The 20,165-nt window shown below is 35.8% G+C and carries 16 protein-coding genes; all 16 read right to left on the bottom strand.

Translation table 11 applies throughout. The annotated features are described in order from the left end of the window. Window positions 1–103 precede the first annotated feature (103 nt). Entirely contained in the window at window positions 104–1,357 is a 1,254-nt protein-coding gene (locus ACQKP0_RS14390) for a M20 family metallo-hydrolase (RefSeq protein ID WP_427406551.1), read from the bottom strand. A gap of 195 nt (window positions 1,358–1,552) precedes the next feature. Continuing rightward, on the bottom strand, window positions 1,553–2,905 hold the full coding sequence (locus ACQKP0_RS14385; protein ID WP_427406550.1) for an aspartate aminotransferase family protein: 1,353 nt from the start codon (window positions 2,903–2,905) through the stop codon (window positions 1,553–1,555). A 76-nt stretch (window positions 2,906–2,981) separates the two neighbouring features. Continuing rightward, window positions 2,982–4,448: a CoA-acylating methylmalonate-semialdehyde dehydrogenase gene (locus ACQKP0_RS14380; RefSeq protein ID WP_427406549.1), complete on the bottom strand. Its 1,467-nt coding sequence runs from the start codon at window positions 4,446–4,448 to the stop codon at window positions 2,982–2,984. 188 nt (window positions 4,449–4,636) lie between these two features. Then, a complete protein-coding gene (locus ACQKP0_RS14375) occupies window positions 4,637–6,253 on the bottom strand; it encodes a PucR family transcriptional regulator (protein WP_427406548.1) in 1,617 nt (538 codons plus the stop codon). Between the two features lie 343 nt (window positions 6,254–6,596). After that, a complete protein-coding gene (locus tag ACQKP0_RS14370; protein WP_427406547.1) occupies window positions 6,597–6,806 on the bottom strand; it encodes a hypothetical protein in 210 nt (69 codons plus the stop codon). A gap of 40 nt (window positions 6,807–6,846) precedes the next feature. Next, entirely contained in the window at window positions 6,847–8,313 is a 1,467-nt protein-coding gene (locus ACQKP0_RS14365) for an NCS1 family transporter (RefSeq protein WP_427406546.1), read from the bottom strand. Between the two features lie 162 nt (window positions 8,314–8,475). Further along, a complete protein-coding gene (hydA, locus tag ACQKP0_RS14360) occupies window positions 8,476–9,894 on the bottom strand; it encodes a dihydropyrimidinase (RefSeq protein WP_427406545.1) in 1,419 nt (472 codons plus the stop codon). 40 nt (window positions 9,895–9,934) lie between these two features. Further along, complete coding sequence (preA, locus tag ACQKP0_RS14355) at window positions 9,935–11,221, bottom strand: NAD-dependent dihydropyrimidine dehydrogenase subunit PreA (RefSeq protein WP_427406544.1); 1,287 nt, start codon at window positions 11,219–11,221, stop codon at window positions 9,935–9,937. 30 nt (window positions 11,222–11,251) lie between these two features. Continuing rightward, window positions 11,252–12,601: an NAD(P)-dependent oxidoreductase gene (locus ACQKP0_RS14350; protein WP_427406702.1), complete on the bottom strand. Its 1,350-nt coding sequence runs from the start codon at window positions 12,599–12,601 to the stop codon at window positions 11,252–11,254. A gap of 180 nt (window positions 12,602–12,781) precedes the next feature. Further along, window positions 12,782–13,672, bottom strand: coding sequence for a nitrilase-related carbon-nitrogen hydrolase (locus ACQKP0_RS14345; RefSeq protein ID WP_427406543.1), 891 nt, complete (start codon window positions 13,670–13,672; stop codon window positions 12,782–12,784). A 349-nt stretch (window positions 13,673–14,021) separates the two neighbouring features. Then, window positions 14,022–14,354: a hypothetical protein gene (locus ACQKP0_RS14340; protein ID WP_427406542.1), complete on the bottom strand. Its 333-nt coding sequence runs from the start codon at window positions 14,352–14,354 to the stop codon at window positions 14,022–14,024. Window positions 14,355–14,735: 381 nt separating this feature from the next. After that, window positions 14,736–17,906: an ATP-binding cassette domain-containing protein gene (locus tag ACQKP0_RS14335; RefSeq protein ID WP_427406701.1), complete on the bottom strand. Its 3,171-nt coding sequence runs from the start codon at window positions 17,904–17,906 to the stop codon at window positions 14,736–14,738. A gap of 349 nt (window positions 17,907–18,255) precedes the next feature. Continuing rightward, window positions 18,256–18,645 (bottom strand): SRPBCC family protein, encoded by a 390-nt coding sequence (locus ACQKP0_RS14330; protein ID WP_427406541.1) that lies wholly within the window; start codon window positions 18,643–18,645, stop codon window positions 18,256–18,258. Between the two features lie 3 nt (window positions 18,646–18,648). Beyond that, entirely contained in the window at window positions 18,649–18,972 is a 324-nt protein-coding gene (locus ACQKP0_RS14325) for an ArsR/SmtB family transcription factor (protein WP_427406540.1), read from the bottom strand. Window positions 18,973–19,426: 454 nt separating this feature from the next. Continuing rightward, on the bottom strand, window positions 19,427–19,777 hold the full coding sequence (locus ACQKP0_RS14320; RefSeq protein ID WP_427406539.1) for a VOC family protein: 351 nt from the start codon (window positions 19,775–19,777) through the stop codon (window positions 19,427–19,429). A 130-nt stretch (window positions 19,778–19,907) separates the two neighbouring features. After that, on the bottom strand, window positions 19,908–20,165 hold a 258-nt coding region (locus tag ACQKP0_RS14315; protein WP_427406538.1), incomplete at its 5' end, for a phosphotransferase.

The raw sequence follows: 20,165 nt of genomic DNA, 5'->3' as shown, positions 1-20,165 counted from the left end.
TCCTTTTATAAGGTACCTTTATTTTTTTCCTTTCTTTACATTTTTACTAATAAAAAAAACAGCGATTTTAATCGCTGCTAATTTCGTCATTCAATCAAAAAAATTATTTTTGACTTGCCATATTTATTGCAGTACGATACAACAGTTCTGTTCCTAAAAATATATCCTCAAATGATGAAAACTCTTTTGGATTATGACTGATTCCATCCTTACATCTTACAAAGATCATCCCATATTCACACACGTATGACATCGCTAAGGAATCGTGAAAAGGACCGCTCATTAATTCGATCGGATTTAATCCAATTTGTTTACTTTCGTTTCTCATAATACTCATTATTCTTTCAGAACAATAGCGTGGTTCACTATTTGTATCTTCAGTGATTTTATAGTTTAACTGATGTTCTTCCGTAATTTCCTTAATTCTTGTTCTTAATTGTTCTTCCAATCGGTTTCTTCGCTCGATATCAATATCCCGTAAATCAATTGTAAAGCTTACCTTCTCAGGTATAATATTGCGCGAGTCTGGGAAGACATTTATACTTCCTACTGTTCCAACAGTTGGTGCGTCAATATCCTGACTTGCTAGATCATTTAGTGCTACTATGATTTTTGCCGCCCCAACTAGCGCGTCTTTTCTCATGTGCATTGGCACAGAGCCAGCATGACCTGCGAAGCCTTCTAATTCAACCGTTAACCATAACGGTCCTGAAATTCCCGTAACAATTCCGATTGGTATGTTCTTAGCTTCTAAAATAGGGCCTTGTTCTATATGCATTTCAAGAAATGCGTCAATATTCTCTACTGTATATTCAGACTCCTTTAGCTTAGTCGGGTCACAGCCGAATTGAATTAATGCTTCTCTTCTAGTAATTCCATTTTTATCTTTCCGCTCTAATTCTCCCTCTTCTAGTTTTCCAAGTATGCCTCTTACCCCGAATAAGCCCTTATTAAAACGACAACCTTCTTCATCGGAAAAAGCGACTATTTCAATTGGCATTTTTGGTAGTATATTTCTCTCCTTCATTGATTGCGCAACTTCAAGTGCACCAAGTACTCCGATAACACCATCAAATCTTCCTCCATACGGCTGTGAATCGATATGTGAGCCTAGCATCAAAATGGGAGCTTCAGGATCTTCTCCTTCAAGTCGCCCTATTAAATTTCCAAAGTGATCAATTCTTGCTGTTAGACCTGCCTCCTCCATCCACTGCTTTACGGTTTCAACTGCTTGTCTATCCTCATCAGACAATGTCAATCGACAAACTCCTGTCTCACCAATTTTTCCTATTTGTGACAAATCAGTTATCCTTTTTTCTAATCGGTTTTTATTAATTGTTAATGTTTGTACAACCATTTTTTTCACCCTCGTTCTTATCTAAAAATAAATTTTGAATAGACAACTGCTTTTAATTTTTTGTTGAAAACGTTCCATAAAATATATGCCTTTAAGACTGCCTCTAAAACAATGACTCAATTAATTTACAATGAATAAAAACACTCGTAATCAATTCCTTGTTTGTAAAGATTACGAGTGCTGTTTAGTAATTCTCTATATAGTTTTTATTTCCTCTGTTAACGTTTTAATAACAAAGTCCAGATCTTTTTCCTCTATATTTAATGGTGGAGCCAAGGTCAACACATTGTTATACCCTGCAACAGTGGTCCCATTTTTTCCGATTATTAGGCCATTTTGTTTACAACCTGCAATAACTTTATTAACCAAATCCGCTTCCAGAGGTTCTTTTGTTGCCTTATCTTTAACAAGTTCGATTCCTACCAGTAGTCCCTTTCCTCTTACATCTCCTACGTATGGATGTTCTTCAAGAGAAACAGATAAGCTTTGTTTCAAATATTCTCCTAATTTTTGAGAACGATCAAATAGATTTTCATTCTCCATAATCTCAAGATTTTTTAAGGCAAGTGCACATGCTGCTGGATTGCCGCCAAATGTATTAACATGGCGGAAATAATCATATTCCTCTGTTCCTTTAAATGCTTCGTAAATCTCTTTTTTAACAGCTGTTGCTGATAAAGGCAGGTAGGCACTTGTAATTCCCTTTGCCATTGTAATGATATCTGGTTTCACCCCATAATTCATAAATCCAAATGGTTTTCCTGTTCGACCAAATCCACAAATGACCTCATCAACAATGAGAAGCGCACCATGTTTTTCGCAAACCTCTTTAACCCCGGACATATAACCATCAGGTGGAACAATCACACCGCCACCTGTAATGATTGGCTCCATGATAACACCAGCGATCGTTTCACTTAACTCCCATGTCATTACACGATCAATGTCTTTTACTGATTGCAAGTCACTAGGTTTACAATCAGCTTTGTCAGAAGAACGGTATAAATCAGGCGGGGCAACATGGATGAATCCTGGAGCTAATGGCTCGTATTTATATTTTCGCTGTGCTTGACCAGTAGCTGCAAGAGCTGCCATTGAATTTCCATGATAGGCACGATATCGAGAAATAAACTTGTATCTGGCATAGTCTCCTTTTTGTTGATGGTATTGTCTGGCAATTTTAAAAGCTGTTTCATTCGCTTCTGATCCGCTATTGGAAAAGAAGATAACATAATCATCCCCAAGTAATTCATTTAATTTTTCTGCCAGTTTAATAGCTGGTGTATGACTTTGAGAAAGTGGGAAATACGCCATTTCTTTTAGTTGCTCATAGGCCGCTTCTGCCAATTCTGTTCGTCCGTAACCTACGTTTACACACCATAAACCAGCCATAGCATCTAAAAATCTCTGACCATTATGATCTGTTACCCAAGCCCCTTCAGCCTTTTCTGCAATCATTGTAGAATCCGGATTATATGGTTTCATTGAATGCCAGAGATATTCTTTATCTTTTGTTAAATAGTCCTCGCTCTGTTTAATATTAGTCATTTCGATCACTCCCTTTTTACAATCTGGCTTTGTTAAAAGTTATTGATGATTACTTTCTTTCATAAAGCCTACATTTTTAATAATCGAATCTTGACGTGATCATCTTTTTACGAGTATAAAAGTTCACCCCATCTTTTCCATTTACATGAAGATCACCGTAAAAAGAATCCTTCCATCCGGAGAATGGGAAAAAGGCCATAGTAGCTGGTACACCAACATTTATCCCCAGCATACCTGCATCTGCTTCCTCTCTAAACTGTCTAACAGCCTTTGCATCTTTTGTATAAATAGTTGCACCATTTCCAAAACGAGATTTACGAATGTACTCAAGTCCCGCATCTAAATCCTTTGCACGAAGTAAGCTTAGAACGGGAGCAAAGATTTCTTCCTTTACAATTGTCATATCAGGTGTTACATGATCAAAAATGGTTGGTCCTAAGAATGTCCCTTCCTTCATATCGTCCATTTCTTTTCGACCGTCGCGGATTAAGGATGCACCTTCTGCTAAACCTGTTTGAATATAATCTAATGCTTTTGAACGGTGTGAGTCTCTTATTAGTGGAGTAAGCAATACTTCTTCATCTAGTCCATTTCCAATAATGATTTCATCCGCCTTTTGTTTTAACGCTTCAACAAATTCGTCCCCATCGCCCACGACAACAACAGCACTACAAGCCATACAGCGCTGACCAGCACTTCCGTATGCGGAGCTGATAATATGTGTGACGGCCTTTTCCATATCTGCATCCGGCATCACGATATGATGATTTTTCGCACCTGATAGTGCTTGAACACGTTTTCCATTCGCAGCTGACCGTTCGTACACATATTTTGCCACTGGTTGAGAGCCAACAAACGAAATCGCTTTAACATCTTGATGATCAAGCAGACCATTTACTACATCATGCGCACCATGTACGACATTTAATACTCCTTTAGGTGCCCCTGCTTCTGTAAACAAACGAGCAAGTTCATTTGCAAGAATTGGAGTACGTTCAGAAGGTTTTAATATAAATGTATTTCCGCAGGCAATGGCTAATGGGAACATCCAGAGTGGAACCATCATCGGAAAATTAAATGGTGTAATACCGCCAACAACTCCCAGTGGAAAACGAAACATTTCTGAATCTATTTCTTCTGCAATATTTGATAAACTCTCCCCCATCATTAAGGTAGGGGCTCCTGCTGCAAATTCAACACACTCAATCCCTCTTTGGACTTCACCATATGCTTCTTTGAACGCTTTTCCATTTTCTTGTACAACTAATCGAGCCAGTTTTTCATGATTTTCTGTTAATAAATAATGGAATTTATATAATATTCTCGCACGTTTTGGAACAGGAGTATTTTTCCAATCCAAAAATGTTTCCTTAGCGGCTTTTACTGCCTGATCAACATCTTCTTTTGAGGAAATTGGAACTCTTACTAATGTTTCACCAGTCGCTGGATTAGGTACCTCTAGAGTTTCCGAACTTAAAGAGTCTACCCATTCCCCGTTTATATAGTTTTTTAATACAACTGTTTCATTTTTGATTAATGTCATGAATACGAAACCTCCTCTTTACGGTTTTAAGTTTTGAAAAAATTCTTATACATAATTATCACTTATTTTGTAAGTGCTTTCATTAGACATTGTGTAAAATAACTGCTTGTTTTTATTCCACATTATGAAAGTACCAATAGCATAAATCTTTCATTTAGCAACAAAAAAACCTACTATTTAAAAGTAGGTTAATATGCTTCAAGTCCCATCTCCTTCATTTGTTTGGAAGAAATTAAAAATTCATAGGATAATACCATAAATTCAATTGCTAATCTTTTTTCAGGAATCATAAAATCCTCACCCAGTAATTTTTCGAGCTTTTGTATGCGATGATAAAGTGTTTGTCTTACTATGTATAGCTTCTTAGCTGTTTCCTGCTTCGAACCATTACAAGACAAATACGTCTTTAAAGTTTCCATTAACTTTCCATTATACTTTTTGTCATATTGAATAACAGGTTCTAAGTACTCCAGGACAATTTCATGTAAATCTAAATGACGATTGACTAAAGAAATGAGACGAAAAATATGGAGATCGTCATAGAAATAACTTTCAGATTGATCGGAAAGTCTATCTTGAATCCGAATCGTTTTTAAAGCGGTTTGATAACTTTTGTAAATACATTTTAGATCAGACACATATTTTCCGATACCTATTATTTGTTTCGATTTTTGATTCCCTTTTTGTGATTCAGCTTTTTTTAATCGATAGATCCCTTCCTTCATTCTTTTTTTCCAGGTGCTAGGATTTCTTTCATCAAGAATAATAAAAATGATGGTATTTCTTTTTTCAATAGTAAAGAGTCTAAATCCTTGTTGTTCAAAAATCGTTCTAAAGAACAACTTATAATACGTTAAATCTAATTTAGAATACTTTTCAAATGAATGTAGATTACATATACATACAAATGCACCTTTTGGTTTAATTGTCGGGGAATGATAAGACAAATATTCCATAATTGTCTCCTCACTATGGACACCTTCTAACCAGCCAGTAAGCCATTCTGCCTCTTCTACCCTTCCTTTTTCTTCAACGTAGAGATCACGTAAAAGAAGTTGTGCAAGTGCCGTAGCTGTTCGATCTAAAATTAGTTGATCAAATTCAGTCAGTGTTCTCTCTTTCGTTGCAATTATTAGTTCAGCATAATTTTCGCCTAATAAATGAATAGGTACTTTGGCAATTGAATACTGTGTTTTTAAGGAAGAATCGATTAATGCATTTAGTAGTGTTTTCCGTTCAGGTTCAAAGATTTCAGGAATACATTCCACTTCTTTTGTGTTGAATATGATCATTACTTGTACATGTAAAAAATGATGGATATATTTGAGGATTTCAATATAATGTTCAATTGTTAACAGTTTTTTGCTTAATGTTTGAGAGTAATTTTCTAAGTCCGAAATGATTTGATATTGCCGATTGATGAGGAGTGCATGAATGTCTTGAGTTATTTCTACAAATGGAACTTCTTTATGAAAGAGGACAATTGGAAAATGAAATTGATTGGCAATGTTGATTATTTCTTGCGGGATCTTGGAAGTATATGTACCAATTTCAATGCAAAGTCCAGCAGCGTTAGAATCTATTAATTGCTCTAATATCGATACGAAATGCTTCTTTTCTTCTTTCCAAGCTACTCCTGTTGAAAGAATTAATTCATTTCCATTTAAGAGATTACGAATGTTTGTTACTTCTACTACGTGAACCCATTTTACAGCATTGTTTAAACCTTCCTTCCCTGCTAAAACTTCAATACTTTCAAAATGCTTTCTTTGTAAAATGTCTTTTACTGTAATATAAGATTTCAATTTCGAACCACCTCTAAAATTGAATTAATAAGCATTAACACTATTATAAAGGAAATCTAGGAGATTGCGGAAAATAATTATTAAAATATTCTAACAAATAAACCGAAAAAATTACAAATTTCGTAAAGGACTACATGAAAAAGCCGATTTTAACATTATGAAATCTGACTTTTAGTGAAGATATGAGCATCTATATAAAAAAGTCTGAACCCCATAATACAAAGGGTTCAGGCTTTTTCATTTTAAAATCTTCTTTCAAATATTTCAACCAATCTCTTACATCTAATAAACCATTACATCTTTTCCGGTCTATTCACTAATTCATTTGTTACGATATTCCTTTTTACTGGTTCATTAAAATGACTGAAAAATATTTACGTGCATCAGCAGTTAGAATGTGTAAAGTTTCATTTTCAACATTCGAATCCATTCTTTTTTCAAAATGGACAAAAGCACCACTCAAATTTTCAGTAATATTTATGATTTTATATCCATTTTCTACTAAGTAGTCGATTCGGTCTCGCTCTTGTAAGAACTGTTGATACTCGGACATTTTATTTTTCTCACTCCTCCATTTGGAAATCTGCCTCTATTTATTGATTTACAGCATCTTGAACGACTATCGATTCTTGTACAGTTTCAATTTCCCAATCACGCCCAACGGTGATTCCTAAATATTTTTCATCATTTGGATCCTCTATTTCTGCTTGAGTATATTTTTTGAACCACCAATATTTTGCTAGAACATAGTAAATAATAGCACCTACCACAAAACCTACAATAAAAGAATAAGCGGATAACCAATAGGCCGCAAATCCTCCAATAACCCATGCAATCATTCCAGCTATATTAAAACCATTCATATATTTAAACTGCCCATCTTTTTCATAGAGGTCTTGCACATTCACCCGTCTCTTTCGAAGGACATAGTAATCCGTAAATAAAATTCCAACAATTGCAGACAGGATACCACCAATTACGAGTAACGCTGGAATAATGACGTCAAATAAACTCCACGGTTGAACAATAATGCCCACGATACCTGCAATGATAACACCCGCCCAGAAAGGAACCTTTGGACCACCAACATTTGAGAATACAGTAGCTGCAGGAATAACGTTTGCTGATGTATTAGTAGACCATTGGGCAAATACGATCATTAATAATAATATACCTAGAACAAAACCGCCGGCAGCCTCTTGAAGTGCTACAACAGGATCATAATTAGTAACAGCAATATAAGAAACTGCTCCAATAATGATCATAAAAGTATTAACTATAGGCATAACGATGATACTTCCTACGATTTGGGATTTATTTCGTTTAAACCAGTTTCGTTCATTTTTAGGTGCCTTGAAAAATCTGGATAAAGAAGGCATATCAGCTGCCAATGTTGCCCAGAAGCCCATATTACTCATTACCACAACCATGAAAGCTGTTATTGCAGCAACGCCCGTAACGGGATTTTCTACCCATGACCATACGGCTCTACCTTGCTCCATTGCTTTATCAGAGAGAGAGGTGTACATCCATGCGGAAATTATAATAATCGTTGGTGCTGCCAAATCTGCAAATCTTTCGATAGCTTTTATCCCTAGAGCTGTATTAATTAATTGCACTGCTGCAAATAACAAGAAACATAGGAACCAATTATCAAATCCAAAAAGTAAATTTAATATTCCATTCATGGCTGTTGCGCCGAAATAAGTATTGATTCCAAACCAACAAGCTGCGGTTATACCACGCACTAAGGAAGGGATATGTGTGCCAATTGTTCCAAATGGTGCTCTCATATAAACTGGAAACGAAAGCCCGTGTTCGACTCCAATATCACCTATTATAGTCATGAAGATTCCAATTGCTACGGATCCAACGAGTGTTGCAACGATCACCCAACCTAAAGGTAAACTTTGTACACCAGCCCCACCTATAGCAAAAGCTGCCAATACCACTGCCATTCCCACCCAGATAACTGCAAACCCTTTAACTCCTATGTTTCTTTGGTTATGAGAAATTGGTAATAAATCTGGTGATTTCAAATATTCATCGTTCCTATTCATTAAAACACCCCATTCTGAATGATATATTCATAATATTCAGATAAATAAACACATAATTTTATCGATTCACTTACACATTTCAATCTGTAAGGATGGAAGGGAAAGGGTTATTCATTAGCATGAACTCTCTCCCTTCTTCTCATATCAATTGAGGGGATAAAATTAAATTTTTAATGTGTTGTCTTCTTCAGTTTGTTTTCTTTCACCATATTTTGCACGTTTCAAATACTGTCCAACACCAATTTTTCCTACAAATTTTTTATCACGAATAACAAATTCTCCACGAGATAATACTGTTACAGGTTCTCCAGTAACTTTCATACCTTCAAAAGCATTATAGTCTACCGCCATATGGTGTGTTTCTGCAGAAATGGTTCTGTCTACTGTTGGATCAAAGATAACGATATCAGCATCAACGCCAACAGCAATTGTCCCCTTTTTAGGATACAATCCGAATAATTTTGCACTTCTTGTTGATGTAATATCAACAAACTGATTTAAGGTGATTCTTCCTTTTTTAACACCTTCAGAGAAGAGGATACTGATACGATCCTCAATTATAGGGCCCCCGTTTGGAATTTTAGAAAAATCATCTTTCCCAAGATCTTTTTGACCTTTAAAATCAAACGAGCATTGATCAGAACCGATCGTTTGAAGCTGCCCCGTTTTTAAAGCATTCCACAAAACATCCTGGTTCCATTTTTCACGTAAAGGCGGCGACCATACATATTTAGCACCTTCGAAATTTGGTCTTTCCAAATACGTTTGATCCAACACTAAATATTGTGGGCAAGTTTCTCCCCATACATCAATACCATTATCTCTTGCCTCAGCAATTTTTCTAACCGCATCTGCACAAGAGACATGGACCACATAAAGTTGAGAATTTGCTAATCCTGTAAATGTAGCTGCTCTACCTGTGGCTTCTCCTTCTATTTCTGGTGGTCTTGTTAAAGCATGATAGATTGGATCAGTATTCCCTTGTTCTAAAGCTTTTTTAGTTAGATAATCAACGACATCCCCGTTTTCTGCATGTACCATAACAAGTGCACCTAAATCTTTCGCCGCGATTAGTGTACGGAAAAGTGTTTCATCATCTGCTTGAAATACATTTTTATAAGCCATAAAAACCTTAAAAGATGTGATTCCTTCATCTTCGATTACAGTAGGAAGTTCATTTAATACTGCCTCATTTACCTCCCCTATCATAAGATGGAAACCGTAATCGATGACTGCTTTATTTTTGGATTTCGCGTGCCAAGTTTCGATTGCGTTTTTTAAAGGTTCACCTTTTTCTGTTATGCAAAAATCAATTACAGTCGTAGTACCTCCAAATGCAGCAGCTATTGTTCCTGTTTCAAAATCATCCTTTGTAACAGTACCGCCAAATGGCATTTCCAGATGTGTATGTGGATCAATTCCGCCAGGGAATATATAACAACCTTTGGCATCAACTACTTCTGCCCCTTGTGTAGAAAGATTTTCTCCAATCAAACTTATAACACCGTTTTCAATTAATACATCTGCATCATAAATATCTGTAGCAGTTACAATTGTTCCATTTTTTATCACTTTCTTCATACTTATCCCCCTCGCAATCTTTTATTCAAGTAAATTTGAATTATTTATTTACGATATCAACACTACAAGACATAGCACCAAGAGCTGCTTGCCGATCATTCCATGTCATCGGTGGAAGTTCACTTGGTATTTCAACCATGTCAATTGCGCCGTCAACTGGACATACGATCGAACATAAATTACAACCAACACAGTCCTCTTCTCTAACTTTCAATATACTATTTCCATTTCCATCCTTTAACATATCAATACATTGATGGGATGTATCTTCACATGCAATATGGCATTTATTGCAATTAATACAAATATCATTATTAATTCTAGCAACGATTTTGTAGTTTAGATCAAGATCACCCCAATCAGAGTATTTTGAAACTGTTTTTCCAACTATATCCATAACAGAGTCGATACCTTTTTCATCTAAGTAATTATTTAATCCTTCAATCATATCCTCAACGATTCTAAAACCATGGTGCATCGCAGCAGTGCACACCTGTACACCTGTTGCGCCCATCAACATAAATTCAACTGCATCCTGCCAGCTAGAGATTCCGCCTATTCCGGATATAGGAATATTAATTCGAGGATTTCGAGCACATTCTCCAACCATATTGAGCGCAATTGGTTTAACAGCAGGGCCGCAATAACCACCATGAGCACCTTTCCCCGCCACATGTGGAATCGTGTTCCAAGAATCAAGATCCACACCGGCCAAACTGTTGATTGTATTAATCATACTGATCGCATCAGCGCCTCCATTTGCTGCTGCTTCAGCTGTTACCGTAATATCTGTTATATTTGGAGTCAGCTTGACGATTACAGGGGTTTTCGCCGCTTCTTTTACCCAATAGGTTTGTTTTTTAACCAATTCTGGCACTTGCCCGGAAGCAGATCCCATTCCTCTTTCAGCCATCCCATGTGGACAGCCAAAGTTAAGCTCTAATCCATCTACCCCAACATCCTCTACTCTTTTTACAATCTCATGCCATTTTTCCTGCTTTGGTTCAACCATTAAAGATGCAATGATTGTATGATCAGGAAAACGTTTTTTTGTTTCATATATTTCCTTTAAGTTTACTTCTAAAGGTCGATCAGTGATTAATTCAATATTATTAAAGCCTGCTACTTTTTGGCCGTTAAAGCTAACTGCAGCAAACCTTGATGATACATTTATTATGGGGTCTCCTAATGTCTTCCAAACTGCACCGCCCCATCCAGCTTCAAAGGCACGTTGAACTTGATAACCTGAGTTTGTTGGAGGAGCGGAAGCTAACCAAAATGGGTTGGGTGATTCAATTCCTGCTAAATTTATTCGTAAATTTGCCATTATCTTACCTCCCTTGTATTTCTATTTGGACTATGCTGTTTCTATGACAGTCTTGGACAATAATTGATGAATGGAATAAGCTGCCTCTTTTCCTTGCTGTGCAGCGGAAACTACCATCGCTTCTCCTTGTCCTTTTCCAAATATCACATCTCCACATGCAAACACCTTTTCATTTGAAGTTTGATATGTGTTTTGATCTATTTTTACGACTCCACCATTATGTTCTAATTCAAATTGTTCAATGAGATCTATATATCTTGATTGACCAATTGCTTTAATAACTGCATCTACTTCCAGTATGAATTCTGATCCTTCAATCGGTAAAGGACGCCGGCGACCATCCTCTCCAGGCTCTCCTAATTCCATTTTGATGCATTCAATTTTCTTTACATGTCCATGCTCATCTCCAATGATCCGTTTAGGTGCAGTCAGCCATCTAAATTCAACACCATCCTGCTTCGCAAATTCATATTCAAACTCATACGCAGTCATTTCGTCGAATGTGCGTCTGTATAGGATTTTCACATTTTCTGCTCCTAGTCGAACGGAACAAGTAGCACCATCAATCGCTGTATTACCAGCTCCTATAACCACTACTCTTTTTCCTAGAAAACTATTTGAAATTGGCTTTGTTTTTGTTGCTTTTACAAAATCAATGGCATCATATACTCCCTCTAAATCTTCACCACTAATACCTAAATTAGGAACATGAGACATTCCTATTGCCAGCAAGACAAAATCATAGTTTTCAAGAATCTCATGTACTGTTATATCTTTACCAACTTGTGTATTTGTTCTGATTTCCACATCTAAGCTTTTAACTTGATTAACTTCCCAATATGAAATTTCTTGTGGAAGTCGGAATGAAACGATTCCGTAAGTGTTTAAACCTCCTGCTTTTTCCTCTGCTTCAAAAATAGTGACATCATATCCTAAAAGCCCAAGTTCCCTGGCAGCTGCCAATCCTGCTGGACCTCCTCCAACAATGGCTACCTTCTTGCCGATTTTCTTACCTGCCTTGAATAATACCTGTTCATTTTTAATGGCCCAATCAGTTGCATAGCGCTGTAAATTTCCAATCATAATTGGTTTAGTCGAGTGGTTAAGTACACAAGCACCCTCACACAATTCCTCCGTTGGACAAACACGCGCACAGCTTGCTCCGATTGGATTTGCCGTCATAATTGTCTTGGCTGAACCTTTAAGATTACCGGAAGAAATCTTTTTGATAAACGTTGGAATATCAATACCTGTTGGACAGGCCTGTATACAGGGGGCATCGTAACAATAAAGACATCGATTTGATTCTTCGATTGCTTCCTGTTTTGTAAATCCTGGATGAACTTCTTTAAAATTATCAGTTAAATTTTCATATGAAATTCTAGCCACACTAAACAGCCTCCTTAACCAAACGCATATTATCTAAAAAGGGCTTTACTAACTTTGTTATAAAGCCCTCTACTAAATACTTGTTTTAATGTCTAAATAGCTCCTGCACGCAGCCCATCAAGGTTAAAAACCAGGAACCCGCTGCTTATCGAGGCGCTTCCGATTTTCTTATTATGGTAATAATGCGGTCATTTCTTGATACGTTTCAGGTCTGCGGTCACGGTAAAATTGCCAAGTATCACGAACTTCTCTGATCATTTTTTTGTTCATTTCACCGATGATCACTTCATCATTATCTCTGCTTCCCATTGCAACAAAATTCCCCCTTGGATCAACTAGATATGATTGCCCATAAAATTCTCCCATATTCCAAGGGCTTTCTATTCCAACCCGGTTAATAGCACCTAAATAATATCCATTTGCAACAGCATGGGCAGGCTGTTCAAGCTTCCATAAATATTCAGAAAGTCCAGCCACTGTCGCAGATGGATTTAACACGATCTCTGCACCTTTTAATCCTAGTAATCTAGCGCCTTCAGGAAAATGTCGGTCATAGCAAATATAAACTCCTACTTTGGCAAATGCAGTATCAAACACTGGGTAGCCTAAATTCCCAGGTTTAAAATAGAATTTTTCCCAAAATCCATACCCATTTTCTCCTACACCTACATGTGGAATATGTTGTTTTCGATATTTTCCTAAATAAGAACCATCTGCATCTATTACTGCTGCTGAATTATAGTAAGTCGAAATCTCTTCTCTCTCATAAATTGGTAAAACGATTACGACTCCGAGTTCTTTTGCTAAATCTTGAAATAGTTTTGTAGTTGGGCCGTTCGGGATTTCTTCGGCTGCATCATACCATTTTGTATTTTGCTCGGAACAAAAATAAGGTCCATAAAAAATCTCTTGTAAGCAGATTATTTGTGCACCTTTTTCCTTTGCTTCCCTAACAAGCTTAATATGCTTTTCTATTGCTTTTTGTTTATGAACTTCAACTGGCTGATTTCCATCCACATCATTTGAAGCTTGAATAAGACCAATTTTTACGTTATCAGACATTAGTAAATTCCTCCTCAAAAAAATTAAAAGTGTAATATACTAAAATTAATATATTATCTACTTTATTACTCTATAACGAGAAAGCGCTTACAGATAAAGTCGAAAAATGATTTCAATATAAACCTCCGATATATATAGGAATTAACAAAATAATTTGAAGTTTAAGTTTATTTTACTTTTTTTTATCTTTGTTTGCACTATACACTTTGTTAAATGATGTACATGGTTTGTTATTCATTGTGTAACATCTTATACATGTTTCAAAAGGAGTGTTTTCTTTTCTAAAATTTAATTAGTATAGTGATTTTTCGCTTATTTAAATAGCTATAATTCATTTATTGTTAGAATTTTAATCATCATTCCAAGCTATCATGGCTATACGAAAAAAATATATGATTGGCAGTATTATTATGGCGAAGGTAAATTCAAGGGAAAGATTTAAAACAGAACTGATGAAAAAGACTAAACATAATATATATGTTGGTAAAGTAATGAAAATATAATCTAGTGCTTTAAAAGATCTGAATGTCACTACAATTGATATAATTACACCTGCAATACCTATCCACGTGAGGAAATCAAAGTTCATTTCATCAGTTTTTTTTAATACCTTTATAGTAGTGTAAATAAAAACCAATGTCATTATTGTACCTAAAATAATTTTCAGCACGTTCTTCTTCATTCTTTCCTCCTTATGACTTAAATCTTAATTTACAATATTTTCTGTTGGATAATTATAACAAATATTCACAATCAAAATAACCAAATTAATCTTTGGAATAAAATATTGCCTATATGCCAATGCAATTTGATAGTTACTATATGCTCTAATAAGGGGAACGGCAGGGAAAATCGCCGATTAACAACGTTAAGGAAATTACAATATTAAAAAGTCCAATTCCTCTGTATTAAAATTGAGAAATTGGACTTTTCGTAACTCCAGATATGTAACACAATACATTTCGGAACGAATGTTCTGATGAATTCTACTAAATAAAATCACCTATGCAATTACATACTCCATCCCTGAATTTACGCCGGATAACTATAATGCGAGTATATTTTAATCATTATGCTCAAGACATTGATAAACCGCCATCATATCTTGTTTATTCAACTCACGAATACGATTAAAAATTGGAATATCTGCAACTGCGTCACGACTTAAGCTTTCAGCCACAACATCCTTTACTTTGCCTGTTAACCATGTTTGTACATCTATGCCATCGACAATTTCCTTACGACCTTCATCATTGATGCCACTTGCATAACAACTTACACATGGAATTGTCAATTTAAACACGCCATCGTGTAGATTGTCTTCTGAAATGACTTTCTTCCCTTTACAGAATGGGCATGGATTACTTGCCTTAATCTTATTAATTTGGGTAACAATTTTTTTGTAACCAAACGCTTCATAAACATAAGTTAGTTTTTTATATTTCCCATTGGTAAAATACTTATCAATAATGGTTTCTCTAGTTTCGTCAATATTGGCAAAATCACAGATTGTTATCAGATTTTTGCTGCTTATTGCTTCGATATTGTCCTTAATTTTGTTCCAGAATGGTAGGACATTTTGTAAAACCATTTCATATCCAGCAAAGCTTGCTAGTTCCAGTTCTAGCATTTTCAGCGCGACTTGTGTTTCCCTAGGCAACAGAGAGATATCTTCCGTCAAGGTCATATCGCCGCCAACAATTGCTTTTAATTTTTCCAGTTCTGGTAACATCCCTACTGTTTTTATGACCTGATCAATAGGCTGATGAATGATCTCACGAATATCCGTGCCACCAAATGTTAGTTTTTTATGGTGGTTTAGTACGGTTCCTTGACAGACTGGACAGGTAATCGTCTCTTTGGACTCTTTTATCTGTTCTTTAATAATCGACTTCGAAATGGCCATATACATTCCAATGATCTTATTAAAGCCCTCCCATTTTCTCCGTGTCTTGCCTGCTTTATCGTAAAATGACTTTTCCCAATAACCATATAAAAAGGTATGCTTTTCCGCTTCTGTCATCTCATTATAGCTTTTACTAATATCTTGACCTAGTTCATTCTTGATCTCATCAAAAAGGAATTGCAATTTCGGATATTGATAATATTTTAATACTTCCATTACATCTGGATGTAGTAGACCATCCCAGAATGGTACGTTTTTGTCTTGAATGACCACATCAATATCAAATTTCCCAATCACCCGACGACCAGAACAGGATGGACAATGATTTTCTTGATTATAGAAATCGAAGCTTCTTGTATCTTTATTAGTCGGATGAGCAGCCACAATATGGTTGATCAGTCCCCCAATTTCATACAGAAAACTGTATTGACTATACAAGTGTCTTTCAAGATCGATGGCGATGACAGGCGCGATTGTATCAGATTCGAATTCACCATAAATCAAACGGGCCATTGATGATAAGCTTTTTAAGATGCCGCCCTTATAGACGTTTTCTGCATTTTTAAAATAGCTAATATGATTTTCTTTTAAGTAGTTAATGCCATTCTTTGATTTTAGTGTTGATGAAATATGCACTGGAGTAACTCTATTTATATTATTATTTTGAGAAAAATAATCATCGTGACTGACAACATTAAGATGTTGAACAGGTTCCAGCTGTCTTTTCCCAAAATCAATGATAAAATCAGAGCTTTCCATCATATATGCATTATGTTCAATCATAATGATGGAGATGGATTCATCTTGCAGAATACCCCTCACACTATCAATGAATTGGTTTAAAATATTTTGTGATAAACCTTTTGAAGGCTCGTCAAAAATAAAAAGCGTATGAGGGTTTCTTGAGTTAGCAAACAGCTCCGAAACTAAATGAACACATTGAAATTCACCTGTCGATAAGGATTGTGTTTTTCTTTCCAGCGTCAAATAACCGAGTCCCAGTTTGATTAACAGACTCAAACGTTTATGAGCGATGTCTTCATTGGGGAGTTCCTCAATAATATCTTCAATCGAGCGCTGAAAAATATCATCAATATCTTCACTGTATTTTGTGAGTTTCTTTTTAATATCAAGAAAAGTCGCAACAGTTGACCGACTGGTAATCGATTGATTCCGATCTTGACCTACCAAAACCAATTTATCTTTTGGATATCGCTTTAGAAAATCTTTGGTAATACATTCATTGACAAGTGTAGATTTACCACATCCAGACTCACCTGTAACGGTTATAAGTCTATTTTTGGGAATCTGAATTTCATCCATTTGAATGTTACGACAGTAAAGATCATGAAATTGATAGTATTCTGTTGGCATTGTCTCATTTCTTTCCCAGAAAACAGGTTTTGGACGAGGTGATTCTTCAACAATCTTTCCGCCATATTTACCACTGCCTGGTCCAAAGAACAATTGCTCATCCGTTGCATCGAGTACCGTATCAGAATGATCAATGAGCCAAATTTGATTCTTATAGCCTAATTGTTTAATCTCTTCTAAAATTTTCAATAATGTTTGGTGATCAAGACCGACGGAGATTTCATCAATAATAATGACGGTATTTTCACTGGCTGCCATGAATTCTGCCAAATAAAGCCTTGTTAATTCCCCTCCTGACAATGTACCCATGATCCGATTTAATGTTAAGTATCCAATTTTCATATTGATTATGTTTTTAAGAATAAGTTGTTTCGCTTCACTTATATTTAGTTCCTCTGAAAGGGAATAAATCGCTTCAACGCTTAAATTATTGATATCAGAAATACTGTGTGGTTGATTCCATAATTCTAGCTTATATTCCTCAACTTCCGGATTATAACGCCTACCCCTACACTTTTTACATTCGACATTTTTGGTCGTGCCGCGTCCTTTACATCCAGGACACCAACCTAATGCATTATTAAAGGAAAAAACTTCTGGTGAAAGATGAAATTCATCTGCAAGTCGCACACGGAGCTCTTTAAAAACGCCGGTATGGGTGCCAATCGTTGAACGCGGATTAGAAGAAATCGATGATTTTCCTAGAAAAAGAACTAAAGGAATTTCTTCCATCTTTATGGCACTAAAATTCGTTTCCATTATATTAGAAAACAAATACTGATATTCAGCCTTAGGCAATAAGGAAACGAGACGCTTCTTGGATTCTTCCCCAATGGTTTGACAAAATGTGGTTTTGCCGGATCCGGACAAACCAGCAATTCCAAGCGATTGATCTTCCGGCAAGACGGTATCTAAACGGTTAATATTGTTGGCAATTAATTGATTTATTTTCATATTGATATCCACTCCATTCTCTAAATCTAGTATTGCCATGTTAGTTAGAAATGCGCAAGCGCCTTGCTCATCGGCGTACGGATTTCGTAGTCTTCGACTGAGATAAAGGAAACACAGCGAGGTAATTCTCGAACTGATGTTGACTTATCGTAGGGAGGAGACGGAGAAATCCGCTAGCCGATAGGCGCTGAAGCTAGACAGAGTCTAAACTTTTGAAATTATCTAGTTGATACAAAACACATACATTCTTATCTTTTAAAAAAGCAAAAGGCTCAGTCCTAAACCAAGCCGTTTGCTTTTTCTTATTCGTTTGCTTATTACTAAAAACACTCACTTCAGAGGTTTGATCTTATATTTCCTCTACAACTTTTTTAAGTTCTTCGACCATATTAGCCCAACCATATTTCGCACCATTGAACGCCTGATCTTCTTTTTCAAATCCTGTTTGTTCAAGATGTAAGTAGGTTGTTCCATCCTCTTCTTTCAGCGTCCATGTGACTACAGTATTTATCGGACCACCTACCCATGTGTAAGATAACTTATAAGGCTCTTCCACTACTAATACTTCACAATCTACAATTAAATTCCACTGCTCATTTTGGAATTGATATTTTTGCCCTACGACTGGTTTAAAGTTATTTTCCATTATCCATTTTGCAAGATTATCCGAATCTGTTAATGCATTCCACACATTATTGATCGAACTATTAATTTGAAAATCCAATGAAATTTCTGCCATTATTTATTCCTCCTCTAATAAAATTTTTAAAAGTGCCACTTTTTCCATCCAAAATTTTTCGTAAAAGGATACCCAATCTTTAATTTCCTGTAGGGGAGCTGCATTTAGTCGATACCTTGTTTCTCTACCAAATTTATGGTCAACAACTAGACCAGCTTCCTTTAGGATAGCCAAATGTTTAGAAACAGCAGTACGACCCATTTGAAATTGAGCGGTTAGTTCGTGTAGAGGTAACTCTTCTGCATCTGCCAACAAACGTAGCAATTTACGCCTTGTTGGGTCAGCGATAGCTACATATACATCGCGCTCTTGTTTTTTCTCGCTCAAAATCACCCCCCCCTTACAAGAAAAGCGCAAGCGCCAGGTCTAGCGTACGGATTTCGTAGTCTTCGACTGAGACAAAGGAAACACAGCGAGGTAGTTCACGAGCTGATGTTGACGTAGAAATACGATAGCCGATGGCTGCTTGCGCTAGACAGATCCTACATGGGTTAAACAATTTATTTAATAAAAAATATATACTTTATTACCCTTTTAATTGGACACCAATTAGTGTCATTATTATATGACACCAAACAGTGTCCAGTCAATTATTATTTCAATGTACTTGTTTGATTCTCCTATCATTAAGTATATAAGTTCCTTTTTTTTATTTATTCAATAGATTAAGTTAAAACATTTTAAATCCTTAAAACTAAACAGCTGGTTTACTTTAATAAGAAAATATGATTCCATGTTTTAAAGGATGGATCCGTTACTTCTATAAGCTGTAAATTCAAGATTATTTCTCCCATATTTCAATCCATCTACCTTCTGGATCAGAAATCCAAATAAATGTTCCAAATTCGCTTTTTTCAGGTTGTTTTAAAAGTGGTATTCCAATATTATTGAAATGTTCCATCCAAGCTTCGATATTTTCTACTTGAAAATTCAGCATCACAGATTGTTCTTCTGGAAAATAATCACTATCTTCTTTAAACAAAGAAAAGATTGTTTCATTGTCAGCATCTGGCTTGATGATAGCACCATTCCACTCTTCCATCGATATACCTAGTGTTTCTTTATACCAATTTTTTAATGAAACAACATCTTTTGTTCTCCAAAAAACCCCACCGAAACCTTTAATTTTCATAATCATGACCTCCTATTAGATATATATAAAAGATTTTATTGTAAACGATCTGCCCTTTAGTGTAACAAGATAAAGAGCTGCAGCTATAACTTTTTACTAAACTATAGCCCACTATAGAGGAACAAGCAATTTATCTATAATCTTTAATCCCACTTTCAAAAGCCTGCCTATCGTCATTCTCAATTCCGTGCAATGCTTCTTGTAAAGCAAATGTACTTTTATAAAAATTTACTCGTTCAGATATTTCATCACCGTTAGGATACAGGTTAATACACATATCAAAAAAATCTCTACCATAGCTGGAGAGTATTCCAGCAAAATCATATGCTGGGTCTCCTAAACCAGAACCACCAAAATCTATAATCCCTGAAATCCTACATGTTTCTGG

The sequence above is a fragment of the Heyndrickxia sp. NPDC080065 genome, from assembly GCF_050281185.1.
GTDB lineage: Bacteria > Bacillota > Bacilli > Bacillales > Bacillaceae_C > Heyndrickxia.
Note: the sequence above shows the minus strand (reverse complement) of the source record. Positions and strands in the feature narration are given on the sequence as shown.